The 21,621-nt window shown below is 64.4% G+C and carries 18 protein-coding genes; 4 read left to right on the top strand and 14 right to left on the bottom strand.

Annotation, left to right across the window (positions count from 1 at the left end; translation table 11 throughout):
* Window positions 1-78 precede the first annotated feature (78 nt).
* The 9 genes from CXY73_RS11485 to mvaD form a co-directional block, all read right to left on the bottom strand.
* Entirely contained in the window at window positions 79-1,494 is a 1,416-nt protein-coding gene (locus CXY73_RS11485) for a SufS family cysteine desulfurase (RefSeq protein ID WP_104177780.1), read from the bottom strand.
* Entirely contained in the window at window positions 1,491-2,249 is a 759-nt protein-coding gene (locus tag CXY73_RS11480) for a metalloregulator ArsR/SmtB family transcription factor (RefSeq protein WP_104135765.1), read from the bottom strand. The genes CXY73_RS11485 and CXY73_RS11480 overlap by 4 nt, the downstream gene beginning before the upstream one ends.
* Before the next feature lie 61 nt (window positions 2,250-2,310).
* A complete protein-coding gene (locus tag CXY73_RS11475) occupies window positions 2,311-3,876 on the bottom strand; it encodes an ABC transporter ATP-binding protein (protein WP_104177779.1) in 1,566 nt (521 codons plus the stop codon).
* A complete protein-coding gene (locus tag CXY73_RS11470; RefSeq protein WP_104135767.1) occupies window positions 3,873-4,718 on the bottom strand; it encodes an ABC transporter permease in 846 nt (281 codons plus the stop codon). Before CXY73_RS11470 ends, CXY73_RS11475 begins: the two co-directional genes overlap by 4 nt.
* Window positions 4,715-5,680: an ABC transporter permease gene (locus CXY73_RS11465; protein WP_233198278.1), complete on the bottom strand. Its 966-nt coding sequence runs from the start codon at window positions 5,678-5,680 to the stop codon at window positions 4,715-4,717. The genes CXY73_RS11470 and CXY73_RS11465 overlap by 4 nt, the downstream gene beginning before the upstream one ends.
* Window positions 5,677-7,329: an ABC transporter substrate-binding protein gene (locus CXY73_RS11460; RefSeq protein ID WP_104177778.1), complete on the bottom strand. Its 1,653-nt coding sequence runs from the start codon at window positions 7,327-7,329 to the stop codon at window positions 5,677-5,679. The genes CXY73_RS11465 and CXY73_RS11460 overlap by 4 nt, the downstream gene beginning before the upstream one ends.
* Before the next feature lie 119 nt (window positions 7,330-7,448).
* Complete coding sequence (locus CXY73_RS11455) at window positions 7,449-9,746, bottom strand: hydroxymethylglutaryl-CoA reductase, degradative (RefSeq protein ID WP_104135769.1); 2,298 nt, start codon at window positions 9,744-9,746, stop codon at window positions 7,449-7,451.
* Entirely contained in the window at window positions 9,743-10,741 is a 999-nt protein-coding gene (locus CXY73_RS11450) for a mevalonate kinase (protein WP_146071735.1), read from the bottom strand. The genes CXY73_RS11455 and CXY73_RS11450 overlap by 4 nt, the downstream gene beginning before the upstream one ends.
* A gap of 1 nt (window position 10,742) precedes the next feature.
* Window positions 10,743-11,735 (bottom strand): diphosphomevalonate decarboxylase, encoded by a 993-nt coding sequence (gene mvaD / locus CXY73_RS11445; RefSeq protein WP_104177777.1) that lies wholly within the window; start codon window positions 11,733-11,735, stop codon window positions 10,743-10,745.
* A 150-nt stretch (window positions 11,736-11,885) separates the two neighbouring features.
* Between mvaD and CXY73_RS11440 the strand changes: the two genes are divergently transcribed.
* Window positions 11,886-13,358 (top strand): hydroxymethylglutaryl-CoA synthase, encoded by a 1,473-nt coding sequence (locus CXY73_RS11440; RefSeq protein WP_104135772.1) that lies wholly within the window; start codon window positions 11,886-11,888, stop codon window positions 13,356-13,358.
* Window positions 13,359-13,400: 42 nt separating this feature from the next.
* Here CXY73_RS11440 and CXY73_RS11435 read toward each other — a convergent pair whose 3' ends face one another.
* Complete coding sequence (locus tag CXY73_RS11435; RefSeq protein ID WP_104177776.1) at window positions 13,401-15,389, bottom strand: aconitate hydratase; 1,989 nt, start codon at window positions 15,387-15,389, stop codon at window positions 13,401-13,403.
* A gap of 175 nt (window positions 15,390-15,564) precedes the next feature.
* Here CXY73_RS11435 and CXY73_RS11430 point away from each other — a divergent pair, with 175 nt between their 5' ends.
* Together CXY73_RS11430 and CXY73_RS11425 are read left to right on the top strand one after the other, a co-directional pair.
* The gene (locus CXY73_RS11430) at window positions 15,565-16,365 is read left to right on the top strand and encodes an ABC transporter permease (RefSeq protein WP_233198277.1); all 801 of its coding nucleotides are present in this window, start codon (window positions 15,565-15,567) and stop codon (window positions 16,363-16,365) included.
* A 14-nt stretch (window positions 16,366-16,379) separates the two neighbouring features.
* Window positions 16,380-17,138 (top strand): ABC transporter ATP-binding protein, encoded by a 759-nt coding sequence (locus tag CXY73_RS11425; RefSeq protein ID WP_199185350.1) that lies wholly within the window; start codon window positions 16,380-16,382, stop codon window positions 17,136-17,138.
* A gap of 12 nt (window positions 17,139-17,150) precedes the next feature.
* Here CXY73_RS11425 and CXY73_RS11420 read toward each other — a convergent pair whose 3' ends face one another.
* A complete protein-coding gene (locus tag CXY73_RS11420) occupies window positions 17,151-17,429 on the bottom strand; it encodes a helix-turn-helix domain-containing protein (RefSeq protein ID WP_104135774.1) in 279 nt (92 codons plus the stop codon).
* Between the two features lie 153 nt (window positions 17,430-17,582).
* Here CXY73_RS11420 and CXY73_RS11415 point away from each other — a divergent pair, with 153 nt between their 5' ends.
* Window positions 17,583-18,458 (top strand): hypothetical protein, encoded by an 876-nt coding sequence (locus tag CXY73_RS11415; protein ID WP_369831238.1) that lies wholly within the window; start codon window positions 17,583-17,585, stop codon window positions 18,456-18,458.
* Between the two features lie 160 nt (window positions 18,459-18,618).
* Here the strand turns inward: CXY73_RS11415 and CXY73_RS11410 are convergent, their stop codons facing one another.
* Genes CXY73_RS11410 through CXY73_RS11400 form a run of 3 tightly spaced genes read right to left on the bottom strand, consistent with a single transcriptional unit; the run spans window position 18,619 to window position 21,620 of the window.
* Window positions 18,619-19,896: a CDP-glycerol glycerophosphotransferase family protein gene (locus CXY73_RS11410; protein ID WP_104177775.1), complete on the bottom strand. Its 1,278-nt coding sequence runs from the start codon at window positions 19,894-19,896 to the stop codon at window positions 18,619-18,621.
* A gap of 19 nt (window positions 19,897-19,915) precedes the next feature.
* Complete coding sequence (locus tag CXY73_RS11405) at window positions 19,916-20,809, bottom strand: glycosyltransferase family 2 protein (protein ID WP_104135776.1); 894 nt, start codon at window positions 20,807-20,809, stop codon at window positions 19,916-19,918.
* Window positions 20,796-21,620, bottom strand: a complete 825-nt coding sequence (locus CXY73_RS11400) for a CDP-alcohol phosphatidyltransferase family protein (RefSeq protein ID WP_104177774.1) — start codon at window positions 21,618-21,620, stop codon at window positions 20,796-20,798. The genes CXY73_RS11405 and CXY73_RS11400 overlap by 14 nt, the downstream gene beginning before the upstream one ends.
* Between the last annotated feature and the right edge of the window lies 1 nt (window position 21,621).

Raw genomic sequence — 21,621 nt, 5'->3', positions numbered from 1 at the left:
TATTCTTGGTTTGCTAATTCTCGGACCTCGTCAGAGATCCCCGGCGCGATTGTGGGTGCACTCATTTACTTCTCCTTGTCAATTGGTACAGGTTGCGAGGTGTGCGGGCGCCACCCTAAAAATTTCGGGAACCTGATCGAGAGCACTCAGCAGCGCCTCCACCTCAGCCACCGTGTTGTAAGCCGCGAAGCTTGCTCGTGTCGTGGCCGCAACATCCATGCGCTGATGCAGAGGCCAGGCGCAATGGTGCCCAACCCGAACGGCGACCCCGGCATCATCAAGAATTTGGCCGACATCGTGCGCGTGCACACCATCTACTACGAAGGACACGACACCGGAACGCTCCCGGACATCGACCGGCCCGATGACAGTGACCCACGGGCGTTTCGCCAGGCCGGCCAGGAGCACCTCGGTGAGGGCGTGCTCATGCGAGCTCACCCGCTGCATTCCCAGTCGTCCCAGGTAGTCGCACGCAGCGGCCAGGCCAATGGCCTGCGCAACAACCGGTACACCAGCCTCGAAACGTTGCGGCGGAGCGGCGTAGGTCGAGCTTTCCATTCGCACGTGCTCAATCATTGAACCCCCGGTGAGAAAGGGGGGCATGGCTTCCAACAGGCCGTAGCGGCCCCAGAGAACGCCGACTCCCAGCGGACCAAACATTTTGTGTCCGCTGAAAGCTACGAAATCGACGTCGAGATCGATCACATCAATGGCCAGGTGCGGCACCGATTGGCTGGCGTCCAAGACGGTCAGAGCACCGACAGCCCGAGCCCGAGCCACGATGGCGGCGACGGGATTAATCGTTCCCAAAACGTTCGACACGTGAGTGAATGCCACCACCTTGGTCTGCCCGGTGATGACCGTCTCCAGATCGTCCAGTTCGAGTCGACCGCCGTCGGTGACACCAATCCAGCGCAGGGTGGCACCGGTGCGGCGGGCAAGTTCCTGCCATGGAATGAGATTGGCATGGTGTTCCATCTCTGTGATCACTATTTCGTCGCCGGCACCGAGGGCGAACCGCGCCGCAATATCCGTTTCAACGCCGTTCATAGCCCCCATAGCGGCCGCATTGCTGAAGGAATACGCCACGAGGTTCAGTGCCTCTGTAGCATTCTTGGTGAACACCACCTCCCGAGTTTGTGCACCGATGAAATGTGCAACGCTCGCTCGCGCGGACTCGAAGGCGTCGGTAGCTTCCTCGGCCAGTTGATGGGCGCCACGGTGAACCGCAGCATTGTGCTGTTCATAAAACGCACGTTCGGCATTGAGTACCTGGCGCGGCTTTTGCGACGTCGCCCCTGAATCTAAATACACCAAGGGTTTACCGCCACGCACCAGGCGCGTGAGAATGGGAAAATCGGCACGAATGGCGGCCGATTCCGCGGCGGTGAATGCCCCACTCGCGCCAATGTCACGCTGGGTGTTTTCTACGCTAGTGATATCCGAGCTGGCGATTGCCTGCACTTCGGAAATTAACTCAGCATTGCTGCTCATGCAATAGACCCTTCACTCGCATTGTTTGTTGTGGACGTCGTCGGCCGGGCCAGTGCGTCGATGGGAATAAACGTCGTACAGACGTGCTGACCGGCGCCCAATGTTGTTCGTCGTTCAACCGGCACTCCAAGCAGTCGGGAGAATACTTCGGTCTCGGCATCGCAGAACACTGGGAACTCCGCTGCAACATGCAGAACTGGGCAATGCCCCTGACAGAGCTGCACGCCGGCCACGGGCAGGCCAGTTTCGCCCGGGCGAATTGACGCTGCAAAACCGTCAGCGCTCAGTGCCGACGCCAGTGCCTCTGCCCGGTCGCGCACATTATTGCCCGTCGAGGGTAGCTGTGTAGCATACCGTCGCTCAAGCGCTGCGCTGCGCTCACGGGCGAACTCAGCCACGGCATCCACACCGGTGTGTTCTGCGAGAAAACGCAAGGCTGCGGTAGCCACATCGGCGTAATCGCTACTCATCCCGGCATGACCGGCTTGAGAGAGAACGTACGCCCGAGCCGGCCGCCCACGACCACCTGCCACCACCGGTTCACGTTCCTCGATGGAACCTTCTGCGGCGAGCTGGTCGAGGTGGCGGCGTACCGCAGCGGGCGTTAGTCCCAGACGTGAGGCGAGGTCGGCAGCGGTCAGTGGTCCATCCGCAGCGAGCAGCTGCTGCACCCGGTCCCAGGTGCGGGCCTCATCATTGCGTCCGGGAGTTGACCCGTCTAGATTCGCAGTTCCACGGCGATGAGTGATTAACATGACATAAGCATGTCCTAATTCAGCGCGACTGGCAACTTGCGCGTAACTCTGGGTGTTCCGGCTACGCCGTGGCCTGCGCGGCGAGCAGCTCGCGGGTGAACGGATGCTGCGGCGCCAGAAATAGCTCCACCGCCGGCCCCTGTTCCACGACAATGCCATTTTTCATCACGAGGATGTCGTGGCTGAGTGCGCGCACCGCCGCGAGGTCGTGTGAGATGAACACCATCGCCAGCCCCGTCGTTTGCTGCAGGGAGACCAGCAGTCCCAGCACCTGGGTCTGTATAGGCGCATCCAGCGCCGACACTGGCTCGTCGCAGACCAGGAGCCTCGGCTGCCGGGCCAACGCCCTGGCGATCGCCACGCGCTGCCGCTGCCCGCCGGAGAGCTGATGCGCACGCCGCCCCAATAGGGAATCGTTCAGCGCCACCAGCTCCAGAAGCCGAGTCGCCTGCTCCCGGCGTTCGCGCCGCACGCTCCGCGAACCGTCGAGAGCAATCGCCTCAGAGAGAATCTGCAGCACGCTAGCCCGCGGGTCGAAGGCGCTCAGGGAATCCTGGTGAATGATCTGAATGCCACCGCGCCTCGCTCGCCGCCGCGATTCCGGTACCCGGCTCCAGGGTTCGCCGTTCAATAGAACATCGCCAGAGTCCGGGGTTTCGGTGCCCAACAGCATCCGTGCCACGGTACTCTTGCCCGACCCCGACTCGCCAACGATGCCAACGGTGTGGCCGGCACGCAGCTCGAATGAAACTCCGTTTACAGCGCGCAACGGTGCGCTTGCGGGGCCGTAGGTCTTGGTGAGATCTCGCGCGGCGAGCACCACTGGGGCGGCTTTCGGCGGAGCTGGTACCAGGCTCTGAGATATCGAGGCTAGAAGCTCGCGAGTATACGGATGCTGCGGTGCGGCGAACAGAGCGGCCGTAGGCTGCAACTCCACGAACCGTCCGTCTTTCATCACGGCAATGTCGTCGGCGAGCTTGCGGATAATTGCGAGGTCGTGGCTGATCAGCAGCAGCGCGATGCCCGACTCCTTCAGCTGGCGCAGCAGCAGCACAATCTGCGCCTGAACGGTGACGTCGAGGGCCGTGGTCGGTTCGTCAGCGATCAATGCGGCCGGCGAAGCCGCGAGGGCCGAGGCGATGAGTGCGCGCTGACGCAGGCCACCGGACAGTTCGTGCGGGTATTGTCGGGCGCGAAAAGCGGGCTCCGGCACAGCAACCTGCCCGAGCAATTGCAACACGCGGCGCGAACGATCGGCGCGACCGAGCCCGGGTTCGTGCACCGCGAGGGGCTCGGCCACCTCGGCGCCCACTCGGCGCAGCGGGTCAAGGGAGACTAGAGCGTCCTGGCTCACGAGGGCGACGCGGGCGCCGCGCAGACGTCGCCAAGCTGGTTCAGTCAAGTCCCGAGCGTCCACTCCTGCCACGGTCAGTTCCTCGGCGGTGACGCGTGCACCGGCCGGGGTGAGTCCAATCAGGCTGCGGCCGGTTATCGTCTTACCGGCACCGGACTCCCCCACTATGCCCAGGCACTTCCCGGCGGCAATGCTGAACGAGACGCCGTCGACCACGGCGGCCTTCGAGCCCGGCAGAACCACGCGCAGGTTGCGCACCGTGATGGCGCTCATCGCTGCCGCCCTGCGCTTCGGGCCTGCAGGTGTCGACCGAGGATGCTCGTCGACACCACGGTGGAGGTGATCACGAGCCCGGGGAATACGGCGATCCACCAGGCGCTTGCAAGAAAATTACGCCCCTCCGAGAGAATGAGTCCCCACTCCGGCGTTGGCGGCTTCGGCCCGAGGCCGAGAAAGCTCAGGCCGGCCGCGGCAGTGATGGCGGTGCCAACTCCCATGGTGGCCATGACCAGCAGCGGGCCGAGGGTGTTGGGCACGACATGACGCAGCACGGCCAGCGCTGGCGACACACCCAGCGTGCGCGCCGCCTCTACGTAGCCAGCACGCTTGATCACGAGCGTCTGCACCCGGGCGACGCGCGCGTAGGACGGGATCACCGCGAGAGCAACGGCCATCAGCAGGCTCGCCTCGCCCGGGCCGATGATCGCGATCACTATCAGGGCCAGCAGAAACTCCGGAAAGGCCATCACTATCTCGATCGCCCGGCTCAGCACACCGTCGCCCACCCGGCGCACGAGCCCAGCGCACGAGCCGATCGCGAGACCAGCAACGAGAGCGATAAGCGTGGCGCCGAAGCCAATAGCGAGCGAGTACCGCGAACCATAGATCACCCGTGCGAACACGTCGCGGCCGGCCTGATCTGTTCCAAACGGATGCCCCGGGCCGGGCGCCAGCAGCGCCTCGCCAATGTTCGTACGGAGTGGGTCAGCGGCGGTGAACACGCCCGGCAGAAGGGCCGACAGCACGAGAAGCAGGAGGAACCCGACGGCGGCCCAGACGGCCGGGGTGGGCATCCGCTTGATTCGACGTGATGGGGCGGCTGCGAGCAGGCTCATGCGTAGGCCTGCTCGGTCGCCAGGCGCGGATCGATGCGCTCGAAGACCAGGTCGACGAACAGGTTGACCATGGAGAAAGCCGCCGCGGCGAGCACGATAATGCCGAGCACCACGGGTACGTCGCGGTCGACGATGGCGTTCAGAGCAACGCGGCCGAGTCCGGGGCGGGCAAAGACAGTCTCGACCAGCACCGAGCCGCCGAGCAGGGATCCGACCATATATCCGGTGAGCGTGATGCTGCTGGCGGCAGCGTGGCGCAGGGTGTGGCGCAGCACGAGGCGGGTGTGGCTGGCACCACGAGCACGCACTGTGTCAACGAAGGGCAGCGCCTCCGCGTCGTCGAGGCCCTGCCGCAGCACCTGGCTGATGATGCCGGCCACCGGAATGGCGAGGGTCACTGCGGGCAGGATGAGAGCGCCGAACCCGGCCGTGGCGACGACCGGAAACCAGCCTAGGCCGAAACCGAAGACACTGATCAGCACGAGACCGATCCAGAAATTAGGCGACGAGACAGCGACCAGCTCGAGTAGGCCAGCCAGGGGCGCTGTGCGCCGACCGCGGCCAAGCAACGCCGACCCGAGCGCGAGCAAGAGGGCGAACACCAGGGCCAGGGACATCAGCTGCACGGTGGGCGGGAATTGTTGGCCGATCACGTCAGCGACGGGTTGCTGCCGGCGGTACGAGGTGCCGAGGTCGCCCTGCACGAGACGGCCGAGGTATCCGAGGTATTGCACGAGCAACGGATCGGCGAGCCCCCAGTCTTCGCGGATCTGGTCGCGCACCTGTGCCGAGACGCTCCCGAGCCCAATCAGTGCGTCTACCGGGTCACCAGGGATCAGCCGCAGCGCGAAGAACCCTACCGTGGCAGCGCCCCAGACTACGAGTACCATGCCGCCGAGCCGGCCGAACAGGCGAGCACCGGGTCGGTCGGCGCCGCGTACCTGCCCGTAGTGCAGGGTCACGGAGCGGTCGTGAGCGACGCCCCGTAGAAGAGGGGTTGTCCGTACAGGTCGAAGCTGAGGTTTTTGATGGCCGAGCTATAGGCGGTGATCGCCGAGGGTACGGTGATCGGAATCATGGCCACGTGGGTCGCATTCCACTGCTGTAGCTGCTGGTAGAGGACCTCGCGTTCGGCTGGGTCGCTCGTGGCGATAGCGTCGTCGAGCAACGAGTCGACAATCGGGTCTGCGGTCGATGAGCCGTTCTTGTAGCCGCCGCTGTGCAGATGGGCGCGCAGCACGTCGGCGTCAACGCTAGGAAAGCTCCAGTCTGATAGGTCATAGTCGCGCGCGTTAAAATCTTCGTAGTATTGGGCAACTTCGAGGTTATCCCGCACGATTTCGAAGCCGAGTTCGCGCAGGTCGGACTGCACGACGTCGCCCAGGCTTGCGTTCGCGTCGGAAACCGGGTTGTAGGCGAGCCAACGGGCGCTCAGCCTGGCACCATCTTTGGTTCGGTAGCCGTCAGCGTCGCGCTCGGTCCAGCCTGACGCATCGAGCAGGGCATTGGCCTGGTCTGGGTCGTACTGCCAGCTGTCTTCGAGGCTCGGGTCGTAGGAGTTCGGCGTTGCCGGAGAGAGGATGCTCCACGCGCGCGCGGCCTGCCCCTGGTAGATGCTCTCAACGGCCGGGCCGATGTCGATGCCGAGCGCAAAGGCCTGGCGAACGTTTTGGTCGGCGAACACGCCGTGCGCCTCGTTGAGAAACAGCGTGTATGGCAGACCAGGCATCGTCACGTTTTCGATGGTGAACTCGTCACCGATCTGGCCAACGGTGTTCGGAGCAATGTCGCTGGCGATCTGCGCTTCCCCACTCGTGAGTGCGCCGGTGCGTACCGACGATTCAGGCAGAATACGAAACTCAAGCGTGTCGATGGCCGGCGCGCCCTGGTGGGTGCTGCCTTCGGGTGCCCAGTTATAGTTTTGGTTCGCGGTGAAGACGATGCTCTGATCTGGCGTGTAGTCGCTCAGCACGTACGGGCCGGTGCCGACCGAGATGCCCGGTCCCCCGGCGGGGAGCTGGGCGGCATTCTCACGAAGCGTCGCGGGCGAGTAGAAGCCCAGCTTAGCGGTGCTCACGGCTTGCAAGAACGGGGCGTATGGCTGACTGAAATCGACCCGAACGGTGTACTCGTCAACGACCGTGGTGCCCGCATAGAAGCCGCCGGTTTCGGCGTAACCGATGAGGCTGGCGGCATCCGCTGACGCCGTTTCGGGAGCGACGACGTGCTCGAAGTTGACTTTGACGGCCTCGGCGTTGAAGGGCTCGCCGTCATGGAAGGTGACGTCATTGCGCAGGGTGAAGGTGTACTGCAGGCCGTCGTCGGAGATCTGCCACGATGTGGCGAGCCACGGCACGAACGAGCCGTCAGTCTTCTGGTAAACGAGCGAATCGAAGGAGTTGCGCATCACAAGGGCGGTGGCTTGAAAGGCCGACGAGTGGATGTCCATCTTGCCGCCGCTGAGCGTGCCACCGTTGATGGCGTAGGTCAGGGTACTGGAATCGGTCGTGGTGTTTTGCGCGGTGGCACTGCACCCCGTGACCACAGCGACGGTGGCAATGATGGCTGCTGCTGCGCGCAGCCAGGATGTTGAATGGGCGCGAGAGCGCATAACTGGGGTCTCTTTCTCCGGCGCGGATCAAACTGACAACTCAGTACACTGCCCATCTAACGTACCGTGCGGTACATAACGCAGTAGAGCGCCGGCCCCGACCGCCTCACGGCGATCCACTACCGGATCTCGGTCAGGTAGGTGGTGTAACCGGCTTGGTGCAAGGCTGTTCGGATCGGATCGGTACCGGCGGGTCCAGCCAGAGCGATCATCGCGCCGCCTCCTCCTCCCCCGGTCAGCTTCGCGCCGAGCGCACCGGCCCCGCGAGCGATGGCGACCATCTGTTCGAGCTCGGGGCCCGACACCTGCAGGGCATTGAGCAAACCCTGGTTGATGTTCATCAGCTCGCCTAGTTCGGCCAGGTCGCCGCGGCGCAGGGCGTCGGCTCCATCCACAACTAGGGAGTCAATCTGGTCGAAGATCGCGTTGTAGCGCCCGGGATTCTTCTGCCAGGCCGCGCGCACTGAGGCCACGGTGTGTGCGGTCAGCGCGTGCACGGCGCTAAGACCGATCACGATCGGGATCGGGTTGGGGGTGACGATGTCGCGGATTTCATGACCGCTCGCGGCATCCGTTTTTCGAAACAGGATGGGCCGACCGAACGTGGCGACGGTATTGTCGATGCCCGATGGTGTGCCGTGCACGATCTTTTCGCACTCAAAGGCCAGGCTCGACACCTGCTCATCACTGAGCCGAATTTCGAAGCAGTCGGCGGTCGCTCGGATCAGCGCGACGGCGAACGCGGCCGAGGCTCCCAAGCCGCTCGCTCGCGGCAGTTCGGAAAACACGCCGACTCGTACGCCGGATTGGGGCAGCCCGAGACGCGCGGCGATCAACGTGGCAACCCGATGGGAGACATCGGGGCTGATCGGTTCCTGCGCCGAACCATCCACGTTCCAGTCGGTGATGACCGGCACCTGACCCGGCTCGCCGCGAACGACTTCAGCGCGCACGGTGAGGCCGATGGGCGCGGCGATGGCGCGGCGGCCGTAGACCACGGAGTGCTCACCGAGCAGGATGATCTTTCCGTAGCCGACCTGCGCGTGGGCACCGAGCGGCGCACGCGCCGGGAGCACGGTCGTCGTTGCGGCCGGCATCGCTACGGCCGGGGGCACCAAGACGCACGTTGGCGGAACCTCGAGCTCGGCCAGAATTTGCCGTGCCTTCCACACTTTGATCTCGCCGTCGACGATGAGTCGCTCGACGACCTCGTCGAATCGCGCAGGGCTGGTGCCGGCGGCCACCGCGACCGCTCGGGCGTGCAGGCGCATGTGGCCGTGTTGGATCCCCGTGGTCGAGAGCGCTTTGAGCGCGGCCAGGTTTTGGGCCAGACCAACGGCCACCATCACCTCGGCTAGTTCTCGCGCCGATCCGACACCCAAAATAGTGTGGGCGATGCGCACGGCTGGGTTTGATTCCACCTGACCGCCGACCGTGCCGACCTTCAACGGCATCGTGAGTTCGCCGACCAGATCGCCGGCCGCGTTGGCGCTCCAGGTCGACAACGGTGCGTAGCGTTCTCCGCGGGCGGCGTAGGCGTGGGCGGCGGCCTCGATGGCGCGCCAGTCGTTGCCGGTCGCGATCGCGACGGCGTCGATGCCGTTCATGATGCCCTTGTTATGGGTGGTGGCACGAAAGGGATCCATGGTGGCGAATTCGCTGGCCAAGATAATCCCGTCGCGCACCCGCTCGCCGGGATAGTCCTCGGTTGCCAGCAGGGCCCGTGGGATGACCGCGTGGGCACGTACAAGGGCGTGGTCAGTCAAATTTGAGAGGATGCGCAGGAATACCCGACCGGAGCTGATCTGCTCGATCAGGGGTGCGATGCGTTCGCACATGGAGTTGACCAGGTTCGCGCCCATCGCATCACGGGTGTCCACGAGCAGATGCACGACCAGCAGCTCGCCGTTCTGCGCCGTCGCTCCGCGCAGGTACACCGCAACACCGCGCGCGCCGCCGCCGCGGGCGACCATGTTCGCGTGGCCGCTGTTGGCCAGCTGCAGAATTTTCTCAGTCTGGGCGAGCAGCGCGCGGCGCGCCTCTGCCGGGTCGGAAAGGTCAACGACCTGCACCTGACCGATTAGCAGCGGCTCGTCGGAGGTGCTGCTAAAACCCCCAGCTTGCCGCACCAGAATCGCCATGGAACTGACCGCAGCCACGACGGACGGCTCCTCCACCACCATGGGAATCAGATAGTCCCGACCGTTGATCTGAAAGTTCAGTCCGAGCCCCAGCGGCATCGAGAAGACGCCGATCACGTTTTCGGTGAGTCGATCAGCGGTCTCGGCGTCGAGCAGACCGATACCGGGCTGCAGCATTGCATAGTCGGCATCGTTCAATGTTCCGCGTTCGTGTAGCAGCTCCAGTCGTTCCTGCACCGACTTCTGATAGAACTTCGCGATGCGCGAGCCGCTCATGATTCGACTCCGGCTGCGCCGAATTCCAGCGCCACAACGGATGCCCCGGCGTTAGTCAGAGCCGATTCGAGTCGCTCGGCGGACTCGCCGCTCGCGCTGAAGGCGAGTCCGACGTCGCCGCCGCCGGCACCGGAGGTCTTGAACACGCCGCCCCCTCGTTGAGCTACCGCGCGCAGCTCCCGGTGTCGTTCGGTAACGATACCGGCCTCGGCATGGGCGTCGAGCAAAGCCAGCGCGGTGAAGTAGTCGTCGATCAGGCGCAGAAAGCTAGCGCGGTCGGCGAGTGCTGATTGCGCCATGTGCGCGAGCCGGGTCAGCCTGGCCAGGTCCTCATCGTGTTGCAGTGGATGCTCAGCACCAAAGTCGTTCACCCGGCCGACCAGGTCGGTTGTCGCCGACCCTTCACCGGTGACCACGGCCAGCATGGTGAGATCGTTCGGCCAGCGCAGCGCCACGGGTGATGCCCCGACGGTAAAGGAAAGCAGACCGCCATAGACACTCGCGGCGACATCTCCGCCGCTGCCCGTGCCGTTTTGAGTGGCCCGATGGGCTGACTGGGCTAGCGCAAAGAGCGCCGCGCGATCGAGGTGAAGCCTCGAAGCCTCGGCCAGGGCAGCCGTGAGCGCGCTGGCCACCGCCGCGCTCGACCCGAGTCCCAATTTGTGGCCGTCGCGCGTGAACTCAGCGCTGTCGATGCTGATCTCGAACGGACCGCCGCCGCTGGCTCGAGCGCGCACTGCCACTCGCACCGTGTCGAACAGGCGCAGGGTCGACCGGGTCTGGGCGTTGAGGGCGGCCGGCAGTTGCCCTTCATCGTCGAGGTCGAGGTGCTGGATACCAATGCTCGGGGCGTGCAGCCGCCAGGACCCGGCCGGTGCGACCGTGACGGTGACTCGGCGATCGACGGCCGACAGCAGCGCCGGTGCGCCCTGCAGAACCGCGTATTCACCGAGCAGAAACAGTTTTCCGGGTGCCGACGTCGCTGTGAATGTCACGTCAACCCAGCCGGTAGGCGTCGGGGCCGAGCGCGCTCTGGCGTACCTCGAGCACGCCAGTCACACTCAACAGTGCGGCGTGCACCCTGGACGCGTCGGTCGGCAGGCAGAGCACCTTCACCTGCGGTCCAGCGTCAATGGTGAAGTAGGCCGGCACGCCGTTCGCGCGCAGTTCGCGAACGGCGTGCATCGTCGCGACCGTCGCGGCATTCCAATAGATCAAAGCTGGCCGGGTGGTGAGCATCAGCGCGTGCAGCTTGAGGCAGTTATACTCGGCGAGTTCGCCGAGACGCACGAAGTCGCGAGCGGCGATCGCGGCCCGCATATCGGTGAGATCCCCAGGGGCCGTCGCCAGCCATGCCGGGTAGAAAGGCGAACTGACCGCGGTAGCGCCCATGCCGACGGTCGAATTGATCGGCTTCGCACCGTGCTCGGTGATAGCGACCATAATGGCGAGCGGCCAATCCGCGACAGGCAGCAACTGCTCGGCGTAGGAATCTGAGCCGTCGGCGGCACTGCCTGCGTGCATCTCGGCGAAACCGCCGAAGATGGAACGGGCGGCCGAACCGGAACCGTGCCTGGCCAGGATGGACAGCTCCCGCGCGGTCGGCATGAGACCTGCCGCGCCGGTCGCGGCGACGGTAAGGGCGGCGAAACCGGACGCCGACGAGGCCAGCCCGGCTCCGGTCGGGAAATTATTCGCGGACTCCACGATCGCACACAAGGTCGCACCTCGGTAGTGACGCACCAGGTCGAGAACACGGCTGACCCCGGTAGCGTCGTGCTGGCGTCCGTTCAGCCATAACTCATCGGTCGCCAGCTGCGGCTGAAAGGTCACTCGGGTGTCGGTGTGGAGGGCGTCGAGGGTGATCGAGATCGACCCGACCGCCGGGGTGTTGAGAACGGCATCGTTCTTGCCCCAATATTTGACCAGCGCAATATTGCTATGTGCGCGGGCGCGGGCCGTAGCGCCGGCCTCAAGGGTCTGTGACACAGGACTGCTCCGATCGGTTCTGCCTCTATTTTAGCCGAGCCCCCGACGCCATCTGGCCGAATCGGGCCGCGCCCTGACTCGCAGCCTGGCCGACTAAAGTAATGTGACCGTCGCGGACCCGCAAACACCTGAAAAGTGAAGTAGACACAGTTGGCTCCTGGAATTAGTGGTTTCTCCCTGTACCTCCCGCCGTATCGCGTTCAGCTCGAATCGTGGTGCGAGTGGAATGACCAACCGTGGGAGAAATTCCGTTCGGTGGTCGGACGCAGTTTTCGCATGCGCGCACCCCGACAGAGTGTCTATACCTTCGCGGCCACCGCGGTCTGGCGGCTGATTCGGGACTACGACATCGACCCGACCCAGGTCGGGCTGCTCGCCCTCGGAACCGAATCAAGCACCGATAATTCGGCCGGTGCTGTCATCGTGAAGGGCATGGTCAATGAGGCCCTCGCTGCGGCCGGCTTGCCCCTGTTGGCCAGAGACTGCGAAGTGCCGGAATTCAAGCAGGCCTGCCTCGGCGGCGTGTACGGCATAAAAGCTGCGCTGCGCTACTTGGCAACGGATGGTCGTGGTCGCCAGGCCATCGTCGTCTGCGCCGACATCGCCGAGTATGCGCGCGGTGGCAGCGGCGAGCCCACCCAGGGTGCGGGCGCCGTCGCCATGCTGCTGGAGAGCGATGCCCGGCTGCTGGAGGTGGACCTTACCGGGGCCGGCAGCGATTCCGACTATCGGGTGGCCGACTTTCGCAAACCGTTTGCCCGTTTTCGCAATCAGCCCGCGCGCGACGACGGCCAGCTGCAGGACCTGCCCATATTCAACGGGCATTACTCCACCAGCTGCTATATCGATGCCACCCACCACGCTATGACGGCGATGCTCGACAAACGCCCCGGCCGAAACCTTGACTATTTTCACGACATCGACGCGGTGTTCATGCACCGCCCGTATCACCAGATGCCCACCACCGGGTGGGTCATGGCCTATCTCTTCACCCTCGCGCATGACACCGACGGTCATGACGAGCTGCGCGCACTCGCCGCCGATGCCGGTGTCGACGCCGAACTCCTGATCGCCGAGCTGCTGGAGCCAACACCATTCGGCGTCATCGGTGCACAACTGGCCGAAAACACCGGCGACGTCTTTCCCCTGGCGCGCCGGGCGCGCAACCAACTGCGCAAAACTCCGCTCTGGAACACCCTCGTTCAAGAAAAGCTCGGACTTGGCTCCGAAGCCATGCGCGACCTCGGCAATCTCTACACCGCGGCCCTGCCGGCTTGGCTCGCCGCCGGCCTGCACCAGGCCCTGACCAGCGACCTCGACCTCGCCGATCAGGACTGGCTGGCCCTCGGCTATGGCAGTGGCGATGCGGCGGAGGCCCTACCGCTACGCGTCGTAACCGGCTGGCACGACGCGGCGGCGCGGATCAATTTCGACCGTGCGCTACTCGGAGCGGTCGATCTGAACGAAACACAATACATCGACGTGCACGCGGGACGCCTGATCGACATCGCCCCGCCCGCCCACGACGAGTTCGTGGTCGATCATGTCGGAACGTCGAACGGCCCTGACTTCTTCGACGATGGTGTCGAGTATTACCGCTACGTCGGTAGCCGCAGCGAGTAAACAGAACGGGGCCGATTAGAGCCAGCCCCGTTCCTCATACCGTTATTCGGCTGCGCCGATCAGCGGCTCGCCCTGCGCGTGCCGGGCGCGCAGCCAGGGGATCAGACCGCCGACCAGGAGCATCTCAATCTGGCGGGTGGAGAGTTCATGCCGCACCGCATAGGTCTCATTGCGGGTGGTATTGCGAACGAGAATCTCCGTGCCGTTGGTGAGCGCCTCCCGAATGCCATCCAGAACCAGAACGTCGTCACGCGCAATGCGATCGTGATCGGCGGCATCCGTGAATTGCAGCGCGAGTGCACCGAAGTTCGCGAGGTTCTGCCAATGAATGCGCGCAAACGAGACCGCCAGTACCACCCGCAGACCGAGGAACCGGGGCGTGATCGCGGCGTGCTCGCGGGATGATCCCTGCCCGTAGTTGGCGCCAGCGACAATCATGTGGCCGGTCGTGTCCCGGCTGAGGGCCGCGCGCGTCGGGTAGGTCGGGTCGACCTGGTCAAAGGTGAATTCGGCGAGCTTGGGCACGTTGCTGCGAAACGGCAAGACACGCGCACCGGCCGGAAGAATCTCATCCGTTGAGATATCGTCGCCGACGATCAGGGCAACGGGTGCCTCGATGCGCTCGGCGAGCGGGCCGAAGACCGGCAGGGACGAAATATTCTCGCCCTTGACCAGCTTGATGGTGAGCGATTCCTCCGCCGGCAGCGGCGCCTCGAGCATGGTCAGATTCACACTGGAGAATTCGGGCAGGACGATCTCGGGGTAGTCCATGCCGAACAGGTCGGCGAGGTCTCGCGGATCGGTTATTTTTCCGGTCAACGCGGCCGCAGCCCCGGTTTCCGGCGAGCAGAGGTAAACCGAGTCCTCCTGGGTGCCGGAGCGGCCCGGAAAGTTGCGCGGCATGGTGCGCAGGCTGATGCTGCCATTGGCAGGTGCCTGCCCCATGCCGATGCAGCCCATACAACCCGACTGGTGCAGCCGTGCTCCGGCCCCGATCAGGGCCAGGGTGGATCCCATCTTGGTCAGGTCCTGGAGAATCTGACGCGAGCTCGGGTTGACGTCCAGGCTCAGTCCGGGGAAAGACTGTCGTCCCTTGGTTATCGCCGCAACGATCGCAAAGTCGCGCAGACCCGGGTTAGCGGATGACCCGATCACCACCTGCTCGACCGGCCGGCCGGCAACCTCGCTCGCCGGAACGACATTGCCCGGAGAACTGGGCAGGGCGATCAACGGAACGATCGTGGCGAGGTCGATCTCCTCGGTCACATCGTAGGTAGCGTCCGCGTCGGCGAGCAGTTCAACGAAGTCGGCCTCGCGCGCTTCCGCGCGCAGAAAAGTGCGTACCTGATCGTCGGCCGGGAACACGGTCGAGGTGGCACCGAGCTCGGCACCCATATTCGCGATCACGTGGCGGTCCATGGCTGTTAGACCGGCCAGGCCCGGTCCGTAGTACTCGACGATGCGATTGACGCCGCCCTTAACACCGTGCCGACGGAGCATTTCGAGGATGACGTCCTTGGCGCTCGTCCACGGCGGAAGCTGGCCGGTCAGGCGCACACCCCAAATCTGAGGCATACGAATATAAAGCGGTTCACCGGCGATCGCAAGCGCCACCTCGGTGCCGCCGACGCCGATGGCGAGCATGCCGAGCGAACCGGCCGCCGGGGTGTGGCTGTCGGAGCCGACCATTGTCTTACCCGGAATACCGAAGCGCTGCATGTGGGTGGGGTGCGAGACCCCGTTACCGGCTTTGGAAAACCAGATACCGAAGCGCTGGCAGGCTGAGCGCAGAAAGTCATGGTCTTCGGCATTCTTACTATCCGCCTGAAGCAGGTTGTGGTCGACATATTGTACGGACACCTCCGTGCGGGCGTAATCCAGGCCGAGCGCCTCAAGCTCGAGCATGACCAGGGTGCCCGTTGCGTCCTGGGTGAGGGTCTGGTCGATCCGGATGCCGATTTCAGTACCCGGCACCATCTCCCCGACTACCAGGTGCGAGGCGATCAGTTTCTGAGCGACGTTGTACGCCATGTGGGCTCCTTTTCCGTGTGTGATCACCGCGTAGACGAACGTCTATCGACGCAGTGCGCGGATCTTCAATCTAAGCGATCACGAGACTGACGGCCACTATTTGGGCGTGATTGGGCCGGAGACAAGTAGCCCCGGCTGGCACGGGGCGAAGCCAGGCTCCCATACGATAGACGGCGTGAGTAGTTACGCGCTGGTGCGCCCCGAACAGCGCACGCCGACCGCCCGGTATCGGCATTCCCTCTGGCTGCTGACGCAGCGCGACCTGCGCGTTCGCTACTCCACCACGGTTCTCGGCTACTTCTGGTCTATTCTCGATCCGCTCGTCATGGCGGGCATCTACTGGTTCGTCTTCACCCAGGTATTTGACAAAAACGTCGGCAACGAGCCCTATATCGTGTTCCTCCTGGCCGCCCTGCTGCCCTGGATGTGGTTCAACGGAGCTGTCTCCGATTGCACGAGGGCATTTCTGCGCGAGGCTAAGCTCATCCGCTCCACCCGCATCCCCCGCACGATCTGGGTGAACCGCCTCGTGCTCTCCAAGGGCATCGAATTTCTCGCCTCGGTACCGGTACTCGTTCTGTTCGCCATTGTCTACGGCGCGCAACTGCACATCGACGCGCTGTTCTTTCCCCTCGCCATCGTGATTCAGGCCGCGCTGACCGCGGGCGTCGGCTTGCTCGTCGCACCGCTCGTCGTGTTCTTTCGCGACCTGGAACGGGCCGTCAAGCTCATCCTGCGATTTCTGTTCTACGCCTCCCCCATCATCTACAGCACCACCGACCTCCCGCCCGTACTGCATTTCTGGGCTGCTTTCAATCCACTGACCGGCATCTTCAGCCTCTACCGTTCAGCTTTTTTTCCGGAGCAACTCGACTGGTTCGCCGTTGCGATCAGCGTTGCCATGTCCTTGGTCTTCCTCGCCCTGGGGCTGCTGGTCTTCCGCCGCACCGAACGCGCCGTTTTGAAGGAGATCTAGTGGCCGTGGACCCAATGTCGCTCGGGGTGCTGCCGGTGATTTCGCTAGTGGATGTCGGCATCCGCTTTCGCAGGAATCGTCGCGGTCGTCGCAATTTCAAGGACCTCTTCGGTGCCAGAAACCGGCGCAGCCGTCCGGGCGAATTCTGGGCCCTGCAGCACGTGAGCTTCACTGTGCAGCCAGGGGAAGCCATCGGTGTCGTCGGCCGCAACGGCCAGGGCAAGTCCACCCTGCTCAAACTCGTCACCGGAGTCGTGCTTCCCGATACCGGAACGGTGCACGTGACCGAGGGCGTCGCACCGCTGATCGAGATCACCGGCGGATTCGTCGATGACCTCAGCGTGCGCGACAACGTCTACCTCACCGCTGGCCTGCACGGCATGACCCGCAAGCAGATCGCCGCACGCTTTGATGAGATCATTGAATTCGCCGAGATCGCCGACTTCATCGACACGCCGTACAAGCATTTATCGAGCGGGATGAAGGTGCGCATCGCTTTCGCCGTGATCTCCCGGTTGGAAGAACCCATTTTGCTGGTCGACGAGGTACTAGCCGTGGGCGATAAGGCCTTTCGGGAGAAGTGCTACCAGCGCATCGAAGAGCTTCTGGCCGGCGGCCGAACGCTGTTCATCGTGTCGCACAATGAGCGAGACCTGCGTCGGTTCTGCACGCGCGGCCTCTACCTCGACCGAGGCGATCTCGTGCTCGATGCCCCGATCACCGACGTGCTTGAGCGCTACAACGCGGACTACGTCGTCAAGCCCAAGGCCTGACCATAACCATCCTCAGCGAAAGTTAATGGCCAGGTAAGCGTCACGGGTTGGCGGAAGCTGTTCGACCTCCAGGCCAATCACCAGCTCACTGAGTTCAAGTTGTAGAACGGCGGCGAGTCGAATGAGCGTGTACATCGTCGGGTTTCCGTAACCCCGATCAATCCGCGCATAATTCGACACGTTGAGTCCGGCGAGCAGGGCGACCGACTCCTGATTGAATCCAAGAGTCAGGCGTCGTTCGCGCAGACGGCGGCCAAGCAGTCTGGACGCTTCTGATTTCGGCTTGGGCATTCCTCAGTTGTAGCCGCCCACCCCGGTCTTGACTAGCGGCTGGACAATTGCCCAGACGTGGTATTTGATGTCGTGCCGGAGTCGACGCGCGGTACAGCGTGTGCCCGGGGGCACCACGTACACTCGACAAGATGGGCGAGGAGAGGGTGATCAATGGCCAGGAAAAGCACACCGATGCTGTCATCGACCGGCGGAAATCCGCAGGGCGGCGCTCTACCGACCGGGTTTGTAAAGGGTTTCGATCGGGTTCTGGCCATTCACCGGCCGGTCGTCCTGGCCCATATCCGCAGCATCCGTCGCCGTAATCCATACGCCTCGCCGGAGCAGATCGTGCGCATCCTGGAGAAGCGCTATCTGGCAGCAGTCACGGCCGGAGGTGCAGCAGTGGGCGCGACCGCCGTCATTCCCGGGGTCGGCACTGGCGTCACCCTCGCCCTGTCTGGCGTGGAGACCGCCGGCTTTCTCGAGGCGACGGCGCTGTTCACCCAGTCGGTCAGCGAGGTACACGGTATTGCCGTGGAGGATCCAGAGCGGGCTCGCGCCCTCGTCATGACCATGATGCTGGGCCGGGAGGGCAGTGATCTGGTACGCCAGCTCGCCGGGCAGATCACCGGTTCGGGCACGGCGCGCACCACCTACTGGGGCGAACTCATCACGAACAACCTCCCCCGGGCAGTTCTGGGCCCCCTGACCGACCGGCTCAAGAGCGCTTTTCTGCGTCAGTTCGCCACCCGTGGCAGCGCCAGCGTGCTCGGCAAAGTCCTCCCGTTTGGCATCGGAGCGGTCATCGGCGGTGTTGGTAATCACATTCTGGGCAATAAGGTCATGCACGCGTCACAGTTCGCTTTCGGCCCGCCGCCCACCGGGTTTCAGCCGGATCTGGAGCCACGAGTACGCGAGATCCGAGTGCGAGAAGCGCGCCGGGGCAAGTCGGTGGCGGCGGGACAGACCGAGCCTTGGGCATCCAATTCGAGGCCGACTGCCCCGCCGCAGTCGCTCGAATCGCGGTCCAACCCCGCACGGGACTAACGCGTCGGGCGTACTAACGCTGCTCGCGCAACCCCAAGCTGCTCGCGCGCGTGGCCTGCCCGGCGCGCGAGCCACAATCGGGTGCCCGTGCAGCACAGTACCAAGGCAGCACAGCGGCGCAAGCTCGCCCGAACGCGCAACGCCCGGTCAGAACCCGACGCTATAGCTCATCTTCGGGAATCGTGGCGGGATCGCGCACGATGGGCACATCGTAGTCGTGCACGGCGGCGAACCGATCCCATTCGTCCATAAGGTGCTGCACGGCCGCGTGCAGGCGGACCGTCGCAACGCCGGGGGCGGTGTCACCAAAGTACCGGTGCACCCAGCCCTGCAGTCGTTCGACCGCTGCGTCATCGTGGGTGAGCCGGTCGACGACGGCCGCGATGTCCCCGGCTTGCTCGTCGGAAAGCCATTCGCAGTCGGAGAGGTAGCCACTCGTGTCGATCACGGCCATCGGGTTCACCGGGCGGGTAATGATGAGCGGCTTTCCAGTGGCGAGGCGGTCATACACCATCGCCGAAATGTCGACGATCGCGAGATCTGCGGCGGCCAGCTGCCAGCCGAGGTTTGGACCGGAGTCGTAGACGTGCTGAGCGCTGGGATCGCGGGCATTCGCGGCGGCGATAGCGCTGATGATGGTCTTATTTGCGGCACCATAGTGGTGGTCGGCGACGCCGCTGCGTGGGTGCGGACGGTAGATGACCCGATGCGTTCCGGTGTCCAGCAGGGCGCTGACCAGCGCGACGCCGTGGGTCGCGGCGGAGCCATAGGCGGCGGCGGCCCGATCGCCCTCCCAGGTTGGGGCGTAGAGCACGACCTGACGTTCGTCGGGCGTGTAAGGCAGCTCGCCGCTAAAGTAGTCCGCCTGCGGGCGCCCGATTTTGACGGCACGCTTGTCGAAGTCGTAGTCCCAGAGAACCCGGTCCAGTCGGGCCAGCGCAGCATCGCCGGCGACGAACGAGTAATCGTAAGCCTTGAACTGGTTGGTGATCATGTACATCTTGTCGCTCTCACCGTGGTTGATGAAAACGTGCCAGCAGCGCCCGTAGCGCATCATTTGAAAGTTGCGCGGGTTCTGGTTGACGTAGAACACGATGCGAATGTCCTGCTCGGCGACAATCTGCTCGAGCTGCGACACCGTGCGCGCGTAGGCGACCGGAACCGGCGACTCGTCCATGAGTTTGAGGGTGCCTCCGCCGGTGCGGCTGAGCACCAGCACCGGCCAGGTCTTGGCGAGGGTAGCGAGCGGCCGATACCATTGCCGCATTTGGTACATGTTGACCGGCCCGTCAGCAAAGTAGACGGCGATCTTGAAGTGGTTATCCTCGCGTAATTCCCGCGATTTCAGCGGGCCGCGCAGCGCGTGTTGCACCTTGCGGGATGCCACAACATCCTTGACCAGCTTGACGGCGCGCCTGAGGTCTTTCCGAATTACCACCAAACCAGCCTACCGTCCCTCAGATAATCGGCGGTCGACCGGCGACGGTCATGCGCCAGATCGTGCGTGCTCGAAGCGGATGCCGCGGCCCCGGATCGCTGCGCCAGCCCTCGCGCCAGCCACCGAACCAGGCGCGTAGGGCCGGCCTGTTGCGCGGGGCCCAGCGCAGCACCTGAATCGCGGTCCAGGCGCCGACGTAGAGCGGCACCAACGGGGCTGGCAGGTTGCGACGGGCGAGCCAAACCCGATTGCGGGCGTTCAGACGATAGTAGTCGGCGTGCCGGGTCTGCAGGATCACCGGATGGTTGGCCACGAGATCGCCGGCGTACCAGGTAACGAAGCCCTGGTCCCAGACCCGCCAGGCGAGTTCGATGCCCTCGTGGGCGTAGAAGAACGGCTCGGCCCAGCCGCCGGTCGCGTCGAAGACGGCCCGCGGCAGCAGTACGGCACCCTCCCAGACCGAGAACACCGGTCCGGGTGTGGCGGCCTCACCCTTGCGGATGCGCGGAATCCACCGACGAGGCGATTCGACGCCGGTCGGGTCCTCGATCCGTGGCTGCAGCAGGCCGATCCGAGGGTCGCCGCGCAGCTTGCCGATCGCGGTGATCAGAAATTTCGGGTCGGGAATGCTCGCATCGTCGTCGAGAAAGAACAGGTATTCCCCAGTGACAAGCGACACCCCGCGGTTGCGTCCAGCCGGAATGCCGAGGTTCGTCGGCAACCCGAGCGATTGCACGTCGGTCGGCAGGCCGGTCGGCTGCCAGCCGTTGCCGACACAGATCACGTCGAGCGTGACCCCTTGCTGAGCCAGCACTGAACGGATGCCGCGGTCGAGGTCATCCGGCCGGGTGCCCTGGGTCAGCACCACGACACCAACCGTCGGGGTACCGGAGCCGAACCTAGGAACGGACACGCTTGGACGCCATGATGGCCACGAAATGGCCGATGAGCGAGAGCAACGCGAGTGGAACCAAGATACTCAGCACGGCCCGGTCCACGATGGGCTGCCCGATGACGAGGCCCACGACGGCCGCGGCGAAGATCACCATGGTCAGTTCGACCGAGTGGTATAGCCGGTGGAAAGGCACGAAACGGGCGAGACGGCGTACGCGGGCGATCAGGCTCGACGTCGGGGTCTTCTCGCCGTGGGTGTCGGCGAGCTTGGTCAGGCCGGCGTTGGCACGGGCGACGTGCACCATGTCATTGAGCGCTTTGTTCAGCACGATGATCAGGGCGAGCAGCAGCGCGAGGCTGGTCCAGAGAAAATCCTCGGGCGACTCAAACGGGTGGGCGGCTGCCCGAAAGCCGAGGGCAATGGGAATGAGTGACTCGGTCGAGTAGTGTCCGACTTTGTCGAGAAACACCCCTGCGGGCGAGGACGTGCCGCGCCAGCGGGCGACTTCCCCGTCGCAGCAGTCGATCAGCATTTGCACCTGGCTGAGCACGAGCGCGAGCAGGGCGCCCCAGATTCCCGGAACCAAAAGGGCCGCCGCGGTCGACCAGCCGGCCAGAATCATCAGTGCGGTCACACCGTTGGCCGAGATGCGAGTCTTCAGGAGCATCCAGGTCAAGTACGGCGACAGATCGCGCAGGTACAGGCTCGCGGTCCAATGCTCGGCGTTGGCGCGTAGGCGCACCTCGGGCGGCTGCGCCACCGCGCGCAACTGGGCGATCGACTCCGGCCGGGCTTTGCCTGAACGCGCGATATTGGGCGAACTGGTCATG

Source organism: Cryobacterium sp. Y50 (assembly GCF_002929805.1).
Classification (GTDB): domain Bacteria; phylum Actinomycetota; class Actinomycetes; order Actinomycetales; family Microbacteriaceae; genus Cryobacterium.
The sequence above is the reverse complement of the archived record's forward strand: the minus strand, read 5'-3'. Positions and strand labels throughout refer to the sequence as shown.